Source organism: Streptomyces sp. AM 4-1-1, from assembly GCF_029167625.1.
In the GTDB taxonomy this organism is placed as follows: Bacteria; Actinomycetota; Actinomycetes; order Streptomycetales; family Streptomycetaceae; genus Streptomyces.
Map to the genome: position 1 here is coordinate 4,209,056 of NZ_CP119145.1, position 17,728 is coordinate 4,226,783.

Sequence of the window (17,728 nt, forward strand, 5' to 3'; positions counted from 1 at the left end):
GTTCCCAGCTCGGAAGCTGGAGAGGCATCCGATGACGAATTGCCAAGTTTTGGTAAAGAGATCGTATTGGACGGTAAAGATCCGTGTCCAGGATTTGAGGTGAACGATCCGCTGAATCACCCATTCAAGTGAATAAAAAGCATTTAATACGGCTTGTCATACTGGTTTCTCCGCACTTGTGTGCGACCTTGACCCCGCTGTGTCGGCATTTACGAGCAAATGCCGCGAATCACCTGCGAGGGAAGAGGGTGGGCGGATGATGGCCGCCACGAAGAGGATTGCCCTGGGGTTCACGGCCCTGGCGCTGACGGCGGGGCTGGCCGGTTGCACCGGAAGTGGTGCCGGTTCGGCCGGAGCGGGCGCGGGCGCCGAGACCGGCGCCGCGGTCAAGGAAGGGGCCCAAGGGGCGAAGAAGGGCGTCCCCGCGGGTGCCGTCCGGCTCATCGGCGACGGCTCCACCGCCTTCACCGGGGTCCAGCCGAACCTCCCCAAGGCGCACCGCCTGGCGCCCGGTCAGAAGCCGCCGCAGTTCGTGGTGTTCTCCTGGGACGGCGCGGGCGAGGACAGCCAGAAGCTCTTCTCCCACTTCCGCGAGGTGGCCAAGAAGTACGACGCGAAGATGACGTACTTCCTCAGCGGCGTGTACATGCTGCCTGAGGCGAAGCGGAGCCTCTACGATCCGCCGAAGCACTCGGCAGGCAGCTCCGACATCGGTTTCAACGACAACAAGGGAATCCACGACACCCTCACTCAGCTGCGTGGTGCCTGGGAGGACGGCAACGAGATCGGAACCCACTTCAACGGCCACTTCTGTGGCAAGGACGGTGGAGTCGGCACCTGGTCCGTGGACGAGTGGAAGAGCGAGATCAGCCAGGCCAAGTCCTTCGTGAAGGGATGGAAGTCCAACGAACCGTCCCTCAAGACGGAGAAACCGCTGCCGTTCGACTACGACCAGGAACTCGTCGGCGGCCGGACCCCCTGTCTGGAAGGGCAGAAGAACATGATCGCCGCGGCCCGTTCGATGGGCTTCCGCTACGACTCCAGCGGTGTCAACAACCAGGTCTGGCCCAAGAAGAAGGGGGGCCTCTGGGACCTCTCGATGCAGCTCGTCCCTGTCCCGGGCCGCGCCTTCGAGACGCTGTCGATGGACTACAACTTCATGTTCAACCAGTCGGGCACGACGCAGGGTGACCCTGACAAGCAGGAGTACTGGGGCAATCAGATGCGGGACGGCCTGCTCCAGGCGTTCGACCGCGCGTACACCGGAAACCGCGCTCCGTTGATCATCGGCAACCACTTCGAGTCCTGGAACGGTGGTACGTACATGCGCGCCATCGAGGAGACCATCAAGTCGGTCTGCCCCAGGAAGGACGTGCGCTGCGTGTCGTTCCGTCAGCTCGCCGACTGGCTGGACGTCCAGGACCCGGCGACGCTCGCGAAGCTCGGCACGCTGGATGTCGGCAAGGCCCCGCAGGGAGGGTGGCAGGCATACCTCGGCCCCCAGGCCCAGGAGAAGGCCGGTTCGAAGCCTGCCACGAAGCCTGCGGGCCACGTGGCGGACAGGGGTTAAGGTCTTCCGTTCGGATCAGGTCGGACAAAGACGCGGTGCCAGGACACGCGAAGCCCAGCGTGATCCGAACGAAAGCCCCTGGTGCCCGGGAGCGACACCGGAACGGCGATCCCGACCGAAACAGCGAGGACCCGGATGTAATCCCCCCACGTTCGGGCGATCACCACCGGGCGGCTCCTCCGCCGGCGCTCACCGGCGGCGCCCCGCAGCTGGCGCCGGCTGCGGAGTGCCGCCGGTGAGCGCGGGGGCGCCACCGGCGAGACGCCCACCGGAGATTGCCGGGAAGACCTCGGTTGCCGCGCTGGATCAGGCGGGCTGGGGTGTGCCGCTCGGCACGGCTCGTTCGTCGAGCACGAAGGAGGGGTCGATCTGGGCGGCCAGGTCGGCGCCGGTCTTCTCGTTGCCCCAGCTCTCCGCGTTCCTGAGATGGAAGTGGACCATCTGCCGTGTGTAGCGCTCCCAGTCGCGCTCGGCGTACGAGTCCTCAGCGGCGTCCTGCAGAGCCTGCAAGGCCATGCGGTTGTCCGCCTCCAGCAGTTCGAACCGGGCGGGACGTCCCTTCTCCATGGCACGTACCCAGTCCGAGTGGCCGACGGTGACCAGCAGGTCGTCGCCGACCTCGGCGCGCAGGAACTCCAGATCGTCCGCGCCCTGCACCTTGTTGCCGACGACCTTGAGCGCCACGCCGAAGTCCTGGGCGTACTCCTTGTACTGGCGGTACACGGAGACCCCCTTACGGGTCGGCTCCGCGACCAGGAACGTCATGTCGAAGCGGGTGAACATCCCCGACGCGAACGAGTCCGACCCGGCGGTCATGTCGACCACTACATAGTCGTCACGCCCGTCCACGAGGTGATTCAGGCAGAGCTCGACCGCGCCGACCTTGGAGTGGTAGCAGGCCACGCCGAGGTCGGACTCGGTGAACGGTCCGGTGGCCATCAGCCGGATGTCCCCGTCGTCGAGCCGGACCGTGCGGGCGCAGGCGTCGTAGATCGGGTTGTCCTCCCGGACCCGCAGCAGGCGCGAGCCCTCCCCGGGCGGCGTGGTCTTGATCATTGTGTTCGCGGACGCGATGCGGGGATTGTCACCCCGCAGATAGTCCTTGATGAGCGGCAGATGTGCCCCCATCGCGGGCAGCGCGGCTGCCTCTTCGTCGTCCAGACCGAGTGCGGCTCCCAGATGCTGGTTGATGTCGGCGTCCACAGCGACGACATGGGCTTCATTGGCGGCGAGGTGGCGGATGAAGAGCGAGGACAGCGTCGTCTTGCCGCTGCCGCCCTTCCCCACGAAAGCGATCTTCATGTTCACCTAGGGTAGCGGTGTCATCGCCGACCGCTGTCGACTCACGTGAAGAAGACCACTCGGGAGTGGTACGGGTGTGCGGGGCGCGTAGCCTCGCTACTTATGAGTACGACTGCCTCGGACCCGCTCGCCACCCTCGGCTCCCTGCCTGGAGTCGCCGACGCGGTGGACTCCGTACGGAAGTCCGTCGACCGGGTCTACGGCCACCGTGTCATGCGGCGCCGCAGCCATGAGATCACCGGGGAGGCGGCGCTGCGTGGTGCCCGAGGCTCCGCGGCGCTCTCCGGCGCCGACTGGAATCTGGAAGAGGTGCGCCGGCGCACCGACTTCAGCGGGGACACCGAGGCGCGCACCGTCGGCGCGGCCCTGCGGCTGACCTCGGAGGCCGGACAACTGCTCTCCATCTGGCGGCAGTCGCCGTTGCGGGTCCTGGCACGTCTGCATCTGGTGGCGGCCGGTGGTGCCGCCCCCGGTGACACGGTCGGACGGCCGCGACTGGCCGGTGAGCCGGTCGATGAACCGCTGATCGAAGCCCCGCTACCGCACGCCGACGAGATGACGGGGCGGTTGGAGGGGCTGGCCGGACTGGTCCTCGCCGGAAGCGAGGCCCCTGCCCTGGTCACGGCTGCGATCGTGCACGGAGAGCTGCTGGCGCTGCGCCCCTTCGGCTCGTGCAACGGACTGGTCGCGCGGACGGCCCAGCGGATCGTGCTGATCGGAAGTGGGCTTGATCCCAAGTCGGTCTGCCCGGCCGAGGTGGGGCACGCCGAAGAAGGCAGGGCCGCATACATCGCGGCATTCGAGGGCTATCTCTCGGGAACACCGGACGGCATGGTGGCCTGGATCGCGCACTGCGGACGGGCGGTGGAGCTCGGCGTCAGGGAGTCGACGGCGGTGTGCGAGGCGCTTCAGCGCGGAGCCGCGTAGTCGACGACGTCCAGGCGTAGGCCCGTTCGGCGGGAGGATGCCATTTCACCGGACGGGTGGAGCCGCTATCACCTGAAGTGGAACGGCTATCACCTGAAAGGGTTGCGGCGGCACCGGTCACCGGTACCGCCGCTGACATGTGGGCCTAGTTACCATGCGTCCTCGATGTATGCCCATCAGGTCGGGTTCTTTGCCCGTACCTGGTGTGGCTGGCCCGTAATCGACGGGTCGACGTCGCGTGGGTGCTCGGCTTCCATGTACCGGTCCGTGGGGCCTTTTCCGCGGTTGAAGGTGATCCTCTCGGATGTCCTTGGTCTCGTGGGCCGTTGATTCCTTTGTACTCCCGTGCGAACGGAAGTGGAACCCCTGGCCCCTCTTCTTTACTTTCATGTTCAAATGTGCGCGTTATGTGCGATACGGGAGCCTCCGTGGAGGTTCGGTGTTTTCGGGCTCACGTAGCCGGTCAGGACGAGTGGGGAAGGCCGGTGGCCCGGAGATGACGGAGCGGCTGGAGTGCTGTGAGGTGGCTGGAGCGCTGAGGCGCCGGTGCCGGAGTGCTGGAGAGCAGGGGCGGCCACTCAGGCGGGGGCGGGGAGGGCGCGTCGGCGGGCCGCGTACCAGACGAGCCCTGCGGTGACCGCCGCCGCGCCGACCGCCGCCGCGGCGACGAGGGCGGGACGAGCCGGCATCGAGAAGGCCGGCAGTCGTTGCTTCAGCCGGACCGGGCGGTCGAAGACGAGAATCGGCCACTCGCGGAGGGTCGCTTCGCGCCGCAGGGCGCGGTCCGGATTGACGGCGTGCGGATGGCCGACCGACTCCAGCATGGGCACGTCGGTCGCCGAGTCGCTGTACGCGTAACAACGTGCCAGGTCGTACCCCTCCGAAGCGGCCAGCGCCTTGACCGCCTCGGCCTTGGTCGGTCCGTATGCGTAGTACTCCACCTCCCCGGTGAAACATCCGTCGTCTCCGACGACCATCCGGGTCGCGACCACCCGGTCCGCGCCGAGCAGTTCACCGATGGGTTCGACCACCTCGGCACCGGAGGTGGAGACGATCACGACGTCCCGGCCGGCGGTGTGATGTTCCTCGATGAGCGTCGCGGCTTCGTCGTAGATGATGGGGTCGATCAGATCGTGCAGCGTCTCGGCGACGATTTCTTTGACCTGCTGGACGTTCCAGCCCTTGCAGAGGGCGGACAGATATTCACGCATCCGCTCCATCTGGTCGTGATCGGCGCCACCGGCCAGGAAGACGAACTGTGCGTACGCGGTGCGCAGTACGGCGCGTCGGTTGATCAGTCCTCCTTGGTAGAAGGACTTGCTGAAGGTCAGAGTCGAAGACTTCGCAATGACCGTCTTGTCCAGGTCAAAGAAGGCTGCTGTGCGCGGGTAGAAGGAGTTTTCCACAACGCTGAGCATAGGGGCCCACCATTCGGCGTAAAATCTGGCGTGTGGGTTTGCCTGAGAAGGCTATCGGGTACACCATGGAAGTCACGGATCGTTCGCGACCGTGCTAACCCCGGTCCGACTCCTCCCCCCCCCGAGTCGGCCGTGGGGACGACCCCCGCTCTCCCCCCCGGCGGGGGTCGTCGCATGTCCGGATGCTTTTTCGGGACCCGGAATCAGGCATTCCCCCTTTCTTTCGGGGTCTCTCGGGGTGTGACGACCCGCTTCTCGGGATGTCTCCGCCCGCCCGCACCGTCACAGTGTGTAACAGGTGTGCTGCTCTCCGGAAGTCGCCGGTTTGAGTGAGCGAGTTATTCACAGCTGCGGAGTTGTCCACAGTTTTTGAGCAAGATCCACACCATTTCCCGCAGCGTTGCACGGTGATTCCACCCACGAAGTCCGTGGGCTCGGGAATCGCCGATCTCGGAAGGCCCTGAGATCGGCGCGATCCGCGGTGGAGACGCAGTGAGAAGGGGGATGGTCATCGTGGCCGGAACTGTCGCACGGGATCGTCTGCCCAGCGCCGAGGAGCGCCGTGGCGGACCATTGATCGTGACCGAGGACGTGCAGCTGCTCGACGATCTGTTGCGGCTGTGCGCGGCGGCGGGGGCGGAGCCGGAAGTGCACCACGGGCTTCCCGAACGCCGCAGTGGCTGGGATCGGGCACCCATGGTCCTGGTGGGCGACGATGCGGCGCCCCGCTGTCGCGGCGCGGCACGCAGACGCGGCGTGATGCTGGTCGGCCGGGCCCAGGACAACCCGGACGTCTGGCGGCACGCCGTGGGCATCGGAGCGGAGTACGTGCTGCGGCTGCCCGATTCCGAGAACTGGCTCGTCGACCAGATCGCCAATGCCGCAGAAGGTGTGGGTCGCCCCGCGGTCACCGTCGGGGTGCTCGGTGGGCGGGGCGGCGCGGGCGCGTCCACGTTGGCCTGCGCCCTCGCGGTGACCGCTGCCAGGGCCGGTCGGCGGACCATGCTGATCGACGGCGATCCGCTGGGCGGTGGTATCGACGTGCTGCTCGGCGGCGAGCGTGCCGAAGGCATGAGGTGGCCGGATTTCGCCCATTCCAAGGGGCGAGTGGGCAGCGGTGCGCTGGAGGAGTCACTGCCGGCCCTCCACGGGCTCCGGGCTCTCAGTTGGGGCAGGGACGACACGGCGGAAATCCCGCCACAGGCCATGCGGGCGGTGCTGGCAGCGGCACGCCGACTCGGTGGTGTGGTGGTGGTCGATCTGCCGCGCCGGATCGACGAGAGCGTGGCGGAGGCGCTGGCACAACTCGATCTCGGGCTGGTGGTCGTACCGGGCGAGCTGCGTGCCGTCGCGGCGGCGAAACGGGTGGTGGTGGCAGCGGGAACGGTTCTCGATGATCTGAGGGTCGTCGCGCGTGGGCCCTACGCCGCTGGGATCGACGAACACTGGGTGGCTCAGGCGCTCGGACTGCCACTCGTGGGTGAGCTGCCGACGGAAGCGGGCCTGTCGGCCGCTCAGGACGGCGGCGAGCCACCGGGCGGCAGCCCGCGCGGACCCCTTGCCCGGTTCTGCACCGAGTTCTGGGAGCGGGCGCTCGACCAGGACCAGGGCGGAAAGTCATGACCGAGGGACTGCTCGATGCCGTGCGGCAGCGGCTGGCGCAGAACGGCACCGATCCGACCCCGGCCGGAGTCGCCGCCGCGCTGCGGGCCCAGGGGCGGATCCTTGGCGACGCCGAGGTGCTGGGCGTGGCGAAGGAACTGCGAGGCGAACTGGTCGGGACCGGAGTGCTGGAACCTCTGCTCGCGGACCCCGCCGTTTCGGACGTGCTGGTGTCCGCCCCGGACCGGGTCTGGGTGGACCGGGGCGGCGGGCTCGAACTCACCGGGGTGACCTTCCAGGACGCGGCCGCGGTCCGTCGGCTGGCACAACGGCTCGCGGCGGTGGCCGGGCGGCGGCTCGACGACGCCCACCCCTGGGTGGACGCACGGCTGCCCGATGGGACACGCATGCACGCGGTGCTGCCGCCCGTCTCCGTCGGCTCGACCTGTCTGTCGTTGCGCGTGGTGCGCCCCCAGGCCTTCTCACTGGCGGAGTTGGTTGCGGCGGGGACGATTCCGCCGGGCGGTGAGGAAGTGCTCCGGGCGCTGGTCGAGGCCCGGGTCTCGTACCTGATCAGCGGAGGTACGGGCGCGGGAAAGACGACGCTGCTGTCGAGTCTGCTCGGCGCTGTGGGGGAGCGGGAGCGGATCGTGCTCGCGGAGGACTCCGCGGAGCTGCGGCCCGACCACCCACACGTCGTGAGACTGGAGTCACGACCCGCCAACCAGGAAGGGGCGGGCCGGGTGACTCTCCGGGATCTGGTGCGCCAGGCGCTGCGGATGCGGCCCGACCGGCTGGTGGTCGGGGAGGTCCGGGGTTCGGAGGTCACGGAATTGCTGGCCGCTCTCAATACTGGCCACGAAGGCGGCTGTGGAACGGTCCACGCCAACGCGGCCGAGCACGTACCTGCCCGGCTGGAGGCGCTGGGCACCGCGGCCGGGCTGGATCGGGTGGCGCTGCACAGTCAGTTGGCCGCGGCGCTGTCGGTGGTGGTCCATCTCGTACGGGACAGGGGCGGGCGGCGGCGCATCGCCGAGGTACACGTGCTGGAGCGGGATGCGGCCGGCCTGGTCGTCACGGTTCCGGCGCTGCGGTGGGGGTCCGATGGATTCGTGCGTGAGCGTGGCTGGGAGCGGCTGCGTTCGTTGCTCGGAGGTCCGAGGTGAGCGGCGGTCCGGCGGCCGCGGGGTCGGGGACGGACGTGGGACTGTCGGTGTTGGTGACCGCTTCCGCGGCGCTGTGCGCGGGGGCAGCGGCTTGGCTGGTGGCCGGACGGGACCGCGGGCTGCGCCGGGCGCGGACGCTGTTTTCGGGGCTCCCGGGCGAAGCGGCGGAACCGCCACTGTCCGCGGAGCGGGTGCTGCCGGTGTTGAAGCAATGGGCCGGTGGACGCCGGGAATGGCTGTGCCTGCCCATGGCTGTCGTGTTCGCCGTGTGGGGTCAGTCGTTGTTGCCATTGATCGCGGGAGCCGTAGCGGTGCCGCTGGTCCGGAGATGGCTGCGTCGGCGAAACCTCAAGCGCGAACGGGAGCTGCGGGCAGACGAGGTGATGGCCCTGTGCGGCGCGGTGGTCGGGGAGTTGAGGTCCGGACACGAGCCGGGGCAGGCATTGCTGGTCGGTGCGCGGGAGACCGGCGCGCTCGGCGGTGCGGAGGCAGCGGTGCTGGCGGCGGCGCAGTTCGGCGGAGATGTGCCGTGGGCGCTGCGCCAGGCCGCACGTGAATCGGGGCTGGAGGGCCTGGCGGGAGTGGCGGCCTGTTGGCGGGTGGCCGTGGACGGTGGTGCGGGTCTCGCTACCGGACTCGACCGTCTTGAGTCCGCGCTTCGGAAGGAACGGCGTCGGCGTGAGGAGTTGCGCGCCCAGCTCGCGGGAGCCTGGTCGACGGTCGTCGTGTTGGCGTCGCTGCCGGTGGTGGGCCTGTTGTTGGGCGCCGCGCTGGGGGCCGACCCGTTACGGGTGCTGCTGCACACGCCAGGCGGACTGCTCTGCCTCGCAACGGGGGCCGTGTTGGAGGCCGTGGGTCTCTTCTGGGCGGCTCGGATCGTCCGGTCAGGGGAGGCGGCGTGAGCGCGGTGAGCGAAGTGGTGGGGAGGGTTGACCTCTTTGGTTCAGCGGGGTGCGCCGGTTGGGCCGGTTGGCGCGGTTGGGATGGTCAAGGGGGCTCGACCGGCCCGTTCGGTTCGGTGGCTTACGCCGGGTCAGTCGAAGCGGTCGGGGCAGCTGGGCCTGTCTCGCCACCGGGGTACGTCGGCTCGGTCGGAATGAGTGGTGCGATTGGCATGGGTGGTGCGGTCGACCGGGTCAGCTCGGTCGGGGAATTCGTCCACGAACTGGCGATGGTGGCCGCTCTGGGCGCGGTGATGTGGCTGGTCGCGCTGTCGGTCCGCCACAGACAGGCACGGGTGAACCGCCGACGAGGCGCGTCGGTGTTGGGAGTTGACCAGGAGAAGCCGCCGCGGCGGTGGCTGAAGTGGTGCGGTCCGGCGAAGGAATGGTCGGCGCCGGTGGCCGGGGCAGTGACCGGCTGGATTCTTGCCGGGGGCGTTGTGGGTGGTGCGGTCGGGGCGGCGGGGGGATATGCCGTACGGCGGTGGCGGGCCGGGCGGGGGAGGCGTGATCCGGGGGCCTCGGTGCCCGAGGCGGCTGCTGTGGCACGTCAACTGCCTTTGCTGGCAGATCTCCTGGCCGCATGTGTATCTGCCGGAGCCGGGCCGCGGGAGGCGGCGGAAGCGGTGGGGGAGGCGTTGGGTGGTCCGGCCGGTGAGCGGCTGGCACGCACAGCCGCGGAGATCCGGCTCGGTGGTGAACCCGCCGACGCGTGGGCGCGGTTCGGGGAGATACCGGGCGCCGCGGCACTCGCTCGGTGCCTGTATCGAGCCGGAGCGTCCGGTGCCCCGGCAGCGGAGCCCGTCTCGCGTCTGGCCGACGGAATACGGGCCGAGCGCGCCGACGCGGCCTTGGCGCGCGCTCAGCGGGCCGGGGTGCTGATCACAGCCCCCGTCGGGCTCTGCTTCCTGCCCGCCTTCCTGGCGGTCGGCGTGGCACCCGTGGTCATCGGCCTGGCGACCGGCCTGCTGCACGGCGCCTGACAGAACACACGACACCTGCCAGAACAAGGCCTTCTCACTCATCAGGTGTTCATCCGATGTATCTCACGAGTTCGGGGATCGACATGCGACAGAAGATCAAGAAGCGGTTGCGGTGGATGGTGCGCCGGGTCCGACAAGGGGGGACGGATGACGGAATGACCACGTCCGAATACGCGGTCGGGACCATCGCGGCCTGCGCATTCGCCGCGGTGCTCTACAAGGTGGTCACGAGTGCCCCTGTCCTGGAGGCACTTCAGGGACTGCTGAAGAACGCGCTCGATGCGAAGTTCTGAGCTGGGCGCCGGCCGGCCCCTCCCGGGTGGCGCACGCGCACTCCGCGGTGGGTGCGGGCACGGCGATCGGGGTGCGGTGACGGCGGAGGCGGCCATGGTGATTCCGGTGTTGGTGGCGTTCGCGCTGGCTCTGGTCTGGGCACTGGTCGCCGCCTCCGCACAGATCCGCTGCGTCGACGCGGCGCGTGCCGGGGCCCGGGCGGCGGCCCGCTCCGAACCGGAGGCGGGAGTCCTGGCCGCCGCCCGCGAGGCGGCGCCCGGCGGGGCTCGGGTCGTCCTGGAGCGAGCCGGCGAACTGTGGCGGGTACGGGTAGTGGCACCGATACCGGGACTGGGCCCGCTGGCCATGACGCTGAGCGCGGAAGCGGCGGCGTTGGCCGAGGACACGGTGGGGGTGGAGTCATGACGGAAGCGGGCGGACGCGCCTCCGCGCCGCGCAGGGTCGTCCCAAGGTCGTTGGCTCTGCCGCGATCCGGACCGACTGCCCCGCGCCGATCTGTTCGGTGGGCCGTCCTGCGGTGGACGTGGAAGCGTGCGAAGAGGTATCAGGGCCGCGAGGACCAGGGACTGGCAACGGTGTGGGTGGCGGTGACCGCGACCACGTTGTGTGCCGTGTTCGGGGCCGTCCTCGCACTGGGACAGGTGATCGCCGTTCGTCATCGGGCCGGTGCGGCGGCGGATCTCGCGGCTCTGGCCGCCGCCGACCGCGCCCTGCGGGGCCCGGAGGAGGCGTGCCGGGCGGCACGGCGGGTGGCACGTGCGCAGGGAGCGGAGTTGGTGCGCTGCGCGGTCCGCGGGGAGATCGCCGATGTGACGGCTGGGGCGGGCTTCGGCCCGTACGTCCCCCGGGTCAGGTCCCGGGCCGGTCCGGCGGTTGATCCGACGGCTGCTTCCGGGACGGCCGGAGTTCTGGAGCGGACGTGGGGGGCATCACCCGGGAGCCCTCCGTCGACAACGGTGACAGTGGTGGGACGGGGATCTGCGGGGTGTCTGTCGCTTCCACCACTTCACCCGCTTCCACGACTTCACCCGCCGCCGCCACCTCTTCCGGGTCCTCGGGAGCTGCCCTGAGGAGTTCGGCGAGGAGGCGCACCGCGCCTCGTTTGTGCAGGGGTTCGTTGCCGTTGCCGCATTTGGGGGACTGGATGCATGACGGGCAGCCGGCCTCGCACTCGCAGGAGGCGATGGCCTGGCGAGTGGCGGTGAGCCAGGAGCGGGCAGTGCGGAAGGCACGTTCGGCGAACCCGGCGCCCCCCGGATGGCCGTCGTACACGAAGACGGTCGGCAGGAGGGTGTCCGGGTGGAGCGGCACGGAGACTCCACCGATGTCCCAACGGTCGCAGGTGGCGAAGAGGGGCAGCATGCCGATCGACGCGTGTTCGGCGGCATGCAGGGCGCCGCCGAGGATTTCCGGATTGACGCGAGCCGCGTCGAGTTGGTCCTCGGTGACCGTCCACCACACGGCGCGGGTGCGCAGAACACGGGGCGGCAGGTCGAGCTTGGTCTCGCCGAGCACCTCACCGGTGATGAGTTTGCGACGGAGAAAGGAGACGACCTGGTTGGTGACTTCCACGGAGCCGTAGCAGAGGCGCCCCTGCCCCCACGGAACCTCCGTATCGGTCTCCAGGACGGCGATGGCCGTGGTGTCGCGTGCGGTGGTGGAGTAGGGCGGGTTCGCCTCCTCGACCAGGGCGACCGAGTCCGCCAGGTCCAGCCGCCGGACCAGGTAGGTGCTGCCCTGGTGGAGGTGGACGGCGCCCTCGTGGACGGCGCTGTGCGCTGCGGACTCGTCGACCGTCCCCAACAGGCGGCCGGTGCCCTCCTCGACGATCTGGATCGGGCTGCCACCCTCGCCACGGATGTCGGTCAGGTCGGCGGCCCGTTCGCGACGGGTCCAGTGCCAGCCCGACACCCGTTTGCGGAGCAGCTTCGCGGCCTCCAGCTGCGGCAGCAGATCGGGCACCGCGGGCCCGAAGAGTTCGATGTCCGACTCGGTGAGCGGCAGCTCGGCGGCGGCGGCGCACAGATGGGGGGCGAGTACGTATGGATTGTCCGGGTCGAGGACGGTCGACTCGACGGGCTGCTGGAAGAGGGCTTCGGGATGGTGGACGAGGAAGGTGTCCAGCGGGTCGTCGCGCGCGACCAGGATGGCCAGGGCGCCCTGACCGGAGCGTCCTGCGCGGCCCGCCTGCTGCCACAGCGAGGCTCGGGTGCCGGGATATCCGGCGATGACGACGGCGTCGAGGCCCGACACGTCGATGCCGAGTTCGAGGGCTGTCGTGGCGGCGAGGCCGAGCAGTTCGCCGGAGTGCAGGGCTCGCTCCAGGGCCCGCCGCTCCTCGGGGAGATAGCCGCCGCGATAGGCGGCGACCCGCCTCGGGAGCGAGCGGTCCACCTCGGCCAGGCGCTCCTTGGCGATGACGGAGATCAGTTCGGCGCCACGCCGGGACCGTACGAAGGCGACCGAACGGATGCCCTGAATCGTGAGGTCGGTGAGGAGGTCGGCCGTCTCGGCCGTGGCGGTACGGCGCACGGGCGCGCCCTTCTCCCCGTGCAGTTCGGTCAGCGGCGGCTCCCACAGGGCGAAGACCACCTCGCCACGCGGTGAGGCGTCGTCGGCCACCTCCTGGACGGGCAGGCCGGTGAGCCGCCCGGCGGAGATCGCAGGATCGGCGGAGGTGGCGGAGGCGAGGAGGAAGACGGGATGCGACCCGTAACGGGCACACAGACGGCGGAGCCGGCGCAGTACCTGGGCGACGTGGGAGCCGAAGACGCCCCGATAGGTGTGGCACTCGTCGATGACGACATAACGCAGTGCCCGCAGGAAGGAGGCCCAGCGGGGATGGGAGGGAAGTATGCCGCGGTGCAGCATGTCGGGGTTGGTGAGGACGTAGTTGGCGTACTGGCGTACCCATTCGCGTTCTTCGACGGGGGTGTCGCCGTCGTGGACCGCGGGCCGGACGGCGTTGCCGAGGGGGGCCGCCAGGGCCTTCACCGCCCGCCTCTGGTCGGCGGCGAGAGCCTTGGTGGGAGCGAGGTACAGGGCGGTCGTGCCACGGCCGTTGGGGGCCTCCGAGCCGTCCAGAAGGGCGGACAGGACCGGAGCGAGGTAGGCGAGCGACTTGCCGGAGGCGGTGCCCGTGGCGATCACCACGGACTCACCGTCCAGGGCGTGCTCGGCAGCCGCCGCCTGATGGGCCCAAGGATGATCGATTCCGGCCCTCCCGATGGCCGTGATCACCTCCGGGCGGATACGATCGGGCCAGATGGCATGGGTTCCCGTACGCGGGGGCAAGTGCTCCGTATGAGTGATGCGCGCGGCTCGGCCCGCCCCTGCGGCGAGCCGGTCGAGGATCATGTCGGGAGTGGGACGCATGTCCCCGCTCTCGGGTGGTCGACTGGGGCGGTGATTCTTGGCCATCGACACCGAGTGTGTCACTGGCGTGACGGACAATGCTCCCAAGGCGTCGTGCATGGCTGCTGGTAATGATTGAATGCCATCGCGGCTGGCGATCCCTCCCCTGGCTCCGTCGGGGAGACCGAGGGGCGACCGCTCGATAGCAAGGTGCTGGAGGATCCGTGGACCTGTCCCTGTCGACTCGCAATGTGTCCGGCCCTGGTGGCGACCGTACGGTCGTCGAGGTCGGTGGCGAGATTGATGTGTATACCGCGCCCAAGCTGCGCGAGCAGTTGGTCGAGTTGGTGAATGACGGCAGCTATCACCTGGTCGTCGATATGGAGGGAGTCGATTTCCTCGACTCCACCGGACTCGGTGTGCTCGTGGGTGGCTTGAAGCGTGTCCGTGCCCATGAGGGCTCGCTGCGCCTGGTGTGCAACCAGGAGCGCATCCTCAAGATCTTCCGGATCACGGGTCTGACCAAGGTGTTCCCGATTCACACCACGGTCGACGAGGCCGTGGCGGCCACCGACTGACGGTCGGTGCAGGTCGGCCGACGGCCGACGGGCAGGCAGCTGATCGTTGGTCGGCTGTCGGCTTTGTCGGTCCCGCGGGTCCTGGTCCGCAGGGTTCCGTCGGCCTCCGGAAGAAGAGAGCAGGGGAACCGGGCGGCACGCCCGGCCCCCTGAGACGCACGCTCGTACGTCCGAGGGGATCGCATGGCCACCGTTGAACTCCGCTTCAGCGCTCAGCCCGAGCACGTCAGGACGGCCCGCCTCGTGGCGGCCGCCGTGGCACGCAGGGCAGGGGTGGACGAAGCAGTGCTCGACGAGGTCAGACTCGCGGTCGGCGAGGCGTGCAGCCGTGCTGTCGGGCTGCATCGCAGCCGTGGCATCTCGGCGCCGGTCACTGTCGTCCTCACCGACGAGGAGAAGTCCTTCTCCATCGAGGTCGGGGACGAAGTGCCTGAAATCGGTCATGACGGTCCGGCCCATGCTCGCGCCGGGGCCCCTGAAGCTTCCGCGGCCACGTCCGGCGCGGGGCTCGACGAACCGGGTCCCGAGGCCGACGCGGACGGCGAGGACGAGATGGGTCTCGCGGTCATCAGCGGACTGGTCGACGACGTGGAGGTCAGATCCAGCGCCGAAGGCGGCGTGATCCGGATGACCTGGCCGACGCCCCCCGGTGTGGTGCTGTCGTGAAGCGGTCGTCACTCCGGTAGGTACCGAGGTACCCGAACGGCGGTGAGCGGCTGGCCGGACTCGTGTGGCGGCGACAAGCCGGCGACAAGTGCTCTGTGATGCCCGCGCACCCGGACCCCTGGCCCCGCCCTCCCCGTGAAGTCCGCGCGCCGGGCCGACCTCTCTGGACTGCCGTCCCGGTCTACCGCCCCGGTTGTCTCGTGGCCCTGCTGAGCGGGGCCTCTTTTGTTTGGCCTGATCAATTATCGCGCGCCGATTCTGCCACCTTTTTGGAATGTCCTCCGGCGCATTCGGTGATACTGATCGTTTCATTGGCGGGAAAATCTCAATCGTATTTACCGGGCACTGTTTTGATCGGGTTCCGCTCCCTACAATCCGTCCACGACTTGAGCGCTGAGCATCAAGGAGGACGTATGCCGGGTCTCATCTCCACCCCACTGGCAGAACTGGCCGGAACCACCGCGTTTCCCGACCGGCCCATCCCGCTCGCAGCCGCCACGCTGACCGACGGCAACCGGACCATCGTGACCGTCGTCGCGGCCGTGGCCGTCGCGGCGCTGATCGTCGCCCAGCTGCTGGTACGCCAGGTGCTGGCGGCCGGCGAGGGCACCGACCGCATGAAGGAGATCGCGGCGGCCGTGCAGGAGGGCGCGAACGCCTATCTGGTGCGTCAGCTGCGGACGCTCGGCCTGTTCGCCGTCGTTGTCTTCTTCCTGCTCCTGCTGCTGCCGGCCGAGAACTGGTCGCAGCGCGCCGGACGTTCCGTTTTCTTCCTGGTGGGCGCGCTTTTCTCGGCGGCCACCGGGTACATCGGGATGCGTCTGGCCGTACGCAGCAATGTGCGTGTGGCCGCCGCCGCTCGGGAAGCGACATCCGCGGACGGTGATCCGGAAAGCGGCGGGAGTGGCACGGGTGGTGTGGGTGACGGAATGGGAAAGGATATCGTCAGCGTTTCTCGCGAGGCTTCCCATAACGCTTCCCACAAGGCGATGAAGATCGCTTTCCGTACCGGTGGTGTGGTCGGAATGATCACGGTGGGTCTCGGCCTGCTCGGTGCCTCCGCCGTCGTGCTCGTCTACGCGGCCGACGCGCCCAAGGTACTGGAGGGTTTCGGGCTCGGCGCGGCGCTCATCGCCATGTTCATGAGGGTCGGCGGCGGCATCTTCACCAAGGCCGCGGATGTCGGCGCCGACCTCGTCGGCAAGGTGGAGCAGGGCATCCCCGAGGACGATCCCCGCAACGCGGCCACCATCGCCGACAACGTGGGCGACAACGTCGGTGACTGTGCCGGTATGGCGGCGGATCTCTTCGAGTCGTACGCCGTGACACTGGTCGCCGCGTTGATCCTCGGCAAGGCGGCCTTCGGTGACGCCGGACTGGCGTTCCCGCTGATCGTGCCGGCGATCGGTGTGGTCACCGCCATGATCGGGATCTTCGCCGTCTCGCCGCGCCGCCGCGACCGCAGCGGGATGACGGCCATCAACCGGGGCTTCTTCGTCTCCGCCGCGATCTCACTCGTGCTGGTGGCCGTGGCGGTCTTCGTGTACCTGCCGTCCTCGTACAGCGACCTCGACGGGGTCTCCGACGGCGCGGTCGCCGGGCACGGCGGTGACCCCCGGGTCTTCGCCCTGGTCGCCGTCGCCATCGGTATCGTGCTGGCCGCGCTGATCCAGCAGCTCACCGGCTACTTCACGGAGACCGGCCGGCGTCCCGTCCAGGACATCGGCAAGTCCTCGCTGACCGGCCCGGCGACCGTCGTACTCGCCGGGATCTCCATCGGTCTGGAGTCCGCCGTCTACACCGCGCTGCTGATCGGACTGGGCGTCTACGGGGCGTTCCTGCTCGGCGGCGCGTCGATCACGCTGGCGCTCTTCGCGGTGGCCCTGGCCGGGACCGGCCTGCTCACCACCGTCGGTGTCATCGTCGCCATGGACACCTTCGGACCGGTCTCCGACAACGCGCAGGGCATCGCGGAGATGTCCGGCGACGTACAGGGCGCGGGCGCCCGGGTGCTCACCGATCTGGACGCCGTCGGCAACACGACCAAGGCCATCACCAAGGGCATCGCCATCGCCACCGCGGTACTGGCGGCCTCGGCGCTCTTCGGCTCGTACCGCGACGCGATCGCCACGGCCGTGGACGACGTCGGTGCGAAGACCGACGAGATGGGGCTGAGCCTGGACATCTCGCAGCCCAACAACCTCGTCGGGCTGATCCTGGGGGCCGCGGTCGTGTTCCTCTTCTCCGGTCTGGCGATCAACGCGGTCTCCCGGTCGGCCGGGGCCGTGGTCCACGAAGTGCGGCGGCAGTTCCGCGAGCACCCCGGGATCATGGACCGCACCGAGAAACCGGAGTACGGACGCGTCGTCGACATCTGCACCAAGGACGCCCTGCGGGAACTCGCCACGCCAGGCCTGCTCGCGGTGCTGGCGCCGATCGCCGTCGGCTTCGCGCTGGGGGTCGGCGCGCTCGGCTCGTATCTCGCGGGCGCGATCGCCACCGGCACTCTGATGGCCGTCTTCCTGGCCAACTCCGGTGGCGCCTGGGACAACGCGAAGAAACTCGTCGAGGACGGCCACCACGGCGGCAAGGGCAGTGACGCGCATGCCGCGACGGTCATCGGCGACACGGTCGGTGATCCGTTCAAGGACACCGCGGGCCCGGCGATCAACCCGCTGCTGAAGGTGATGAACCTGGTGGCACTGCTCATCGCCCCGGCGGTCGTGAAGTTCGGTTACGGGCCGGACGCGAGCCCCGGAATTCGTGCCGCGGTGGCCGGATTCGCCGTCGTGGTCGTCATCGGCGCCGTCCACGTCTCGAAGCGTCGCGGGATCGCGACGGGAGAGGACGGCGAGGGCGCACCGGCAGGTCCGCCGACAGCCTCCTCGGCAGATCCGGCGACGACGTCCTGAGCCCGGTCGGCAGTC

Annotated in this window: 14 protein-coding genes and 1 pseudogene; 12 read left to right on the top strand and 3 right to left on the bottom strand. The window is 69.2% G+C overall.

Annotated features, from left to right (window positions below; translation table 11 throughout):
• Positions 1-256 precede the first annotated feature (256 nt).
• Positions 257-1,570 carry a hypothetical protein gene (locus PZB75_RS17820; RefSeq protein WP_275536298.1) on the top strand — a complete coding sequence of 438 codons (1,314 nt, stop codon included), beginning with the start codon at positions 257-259 and terminating at the stop codon, positions 1,568-1,570.
• A 306-nt stretch (positions 1,571-1,876) separates the two neighbouring features.
• Here PZB75_RS17820 and PZB75_RS17825 read toward each other — a convergent pair whose 3' ends face one another.
• Positions 1,877-2,872 (bottom strand): ATP-binding protein, encoded by a 996-nt coding sequence (locus PZB75_RS17825; RefSeq protein ID WP_275536299.1) that lies wholly within the window; start codon positions 2,870-2,872, stop codon positions 1,877-1,879.
• A 102-nt stretch (positions 2,873-2,974) separates the two neighbouring features.
• Here PZB75_RS17825 and PZB75_RS17830 point away from each other — a divergent pair, with 102 nt between their 5' ends.
• Entirely contained in the window at positions 2,975-3,799 is an 825-nt protein-coding gene (locus tag PZB75_RS17830; protein WP_275536300.1) for an oxidoreductase, read from the top strand.
• A 578-nt stretch (positions 3,800-4,377) separates the two neighbouring features.
• Here the strand turns inward: PZB75_RS17830 and PZB75_RS17835 are convergent.
• The gene (locus PZB75_RS17835; protein ID WP_275536301.1) at positions 4,378-5,217 is read right to left on the bottom strand and encodes an HAD-IB family hydrolase; all 840 of its coding nucleotides are present in this window, start codon (positions 5,215-5,217) and stop codon (positions 4,378-4,380) included.
• Positions 5,218-5,721: 504 nt separating this feature from the next.
• Between PZB75_RS17835 and ssd the strand changes: the two genes are divergently transcribed.
• The 7 genes and pseudogenes from ssd to PZB75_RS17870 all read left to right on the top strand — a co-directional run.
• Entirely contained in the window at positions 5,722-6,840 is a 1,119-nt protein-coding gene (gene ssd / locus PZB75_RS17840) for a septum site-determining protein Ssd (protein ID WP_275536302.1), read from the top strand.
• Positions 6,837-7,985, top strand: coding sequence for a TadA family conjugal transfer-associated ATPase (locus tag PZB75_RS17845; RefSeq protein ID WP_275536303.1), 1,149 nt, complete (start codon positions 6,837-6,839; stop codon positions 7,983-7,985). The genes ssd and PZB75_RS17845 overlap by 4 nt, the downstream gene beginning before the upstream one ends.
• A 50-nt stretch (positions 7,986-8,035) precedes the next feature.
• Positions 8,036-8,887, top strand: coding sequence for a type II secretion system F family protein (locus PZB75_RS17850; RefSeq protein ID WP_275538751.1), 852 nt, complete (start codon positions 8,036-8,038; stop codon positions 8,885-8,887).
• A 194-nt stretch (positions 8,888-9,081) separates the two neighbouring features.
• The gene (locus PZB75_RS17855; RefSeq protein ID WP_275536304.1) at positions 9,082-9,909 is read left to right on the top strand and encodes a type II secretion system F family protein; all 828 of its coding nucleotides are present in this window, start codon (positions 9,082-9,084) and stop codon (positions 9,907-9,909) included.
• A 116-nt stretch (positions 9,910-10,025) separates the two neighbouring features.
• Positions 10,026-10,202: a DUF4244 domain-containing protein gene (locus tag PZB75_RS17860; RefSeq protein ID WP_275538752.1), complete on the top strand. Its 177-nt coding sequence runs from the start codon at positions 10,026-10,028 to the stop codon at positions 10,200-10,202.
• Positions 10,189-10,608, top strand: a complete 420-nt coding sequence (locus tag PZB75_RS17865; RefSeq protein WP_275536305.1) for a TadE family type IV pilus minor pilin — start codon at positions 10,189-10,191, stop codon at positions 10,606-10,608. Before PZB75_RS17860 ends, PZB75_RS17865 begins: the two co-directional genes overlap by 14 nt.
• A 107-nt stretch (positions 10,609-10,715) precedes the next feature.
• A pseudogene (locus PZB75_RS17870) lies at positions 10,716-11,075 on the top strand (Rv3654c family TadE-like protein); the annotation flags it as partial.
• Here PZB75_RS17870 and PZB75_RS17875 read toward each other — a convergent pair.
• Positions 11,053-13,677: a DEAD/DEAH box helicase gene (locus PZB75_RS17875; protein WP_275536306.1), complete on the bottom strand. Its 2,625-nt coding sequence runs from the start codon at positions 13,675-13,677 to the stop codon at positions 11,053-11,055. The pseudogene PZB75_RS17870 and the gene PZB75_RS17875 overlap by 23 nt on opposite strands.
• A gap of 104 nt (positions 13,678-13,781) precedes the next feature.
• On the opposite strand from PZB75_RS17875, the gene PZB75_RS17880 reads away from it, so the two are divergent.
• The 3 genes from PZB75_RS17880 to PZB75_RS17890 all read left to right on the top strand — a co-directional run bounded on the left by PZB75_RS17880 (position 13,782) and on the right by PZB75_RS17890 (position 17,713).
• A complete protein-coding gene (locus tag PZB75_RS17880; RefSeq protein WP_003967428.1) occupies positions 13,782-14,135 on the top strand; it encodes an STAS domain-containing protein in 354 nt (117 codons plus the stop codon).
• A gap of 183 nt (positions 14,136-14,318) precedes the next feature.
• The gene (locus tag PZB75_RS17885) at positions 14,319-14,801 is read left to right on the top strand and encodes an ATP-binding protein (RefSeq protein WP_275536308.1); all 483 of its coding nucleotides are present in this window, start codon (positions 14,319-14,321) and stop codon (positions 14,799-14,801) included.
• A 413-nt stretch (positions 14,802-15,214) separates the two neighbouring features.
• Complete coding sequence (locus PZB75_RS17890; RefSeq protein ID WP_275536309.1) at positions 15,215-17,713, top strand: sodium-translocating pyrophosphatase; 2,499 nt, start codon at positions 15,215-15,217, stop codon at positions 17,711-17,713.
• Positions 17,714-17,728 lie beyond the last annotated feature (15 nt).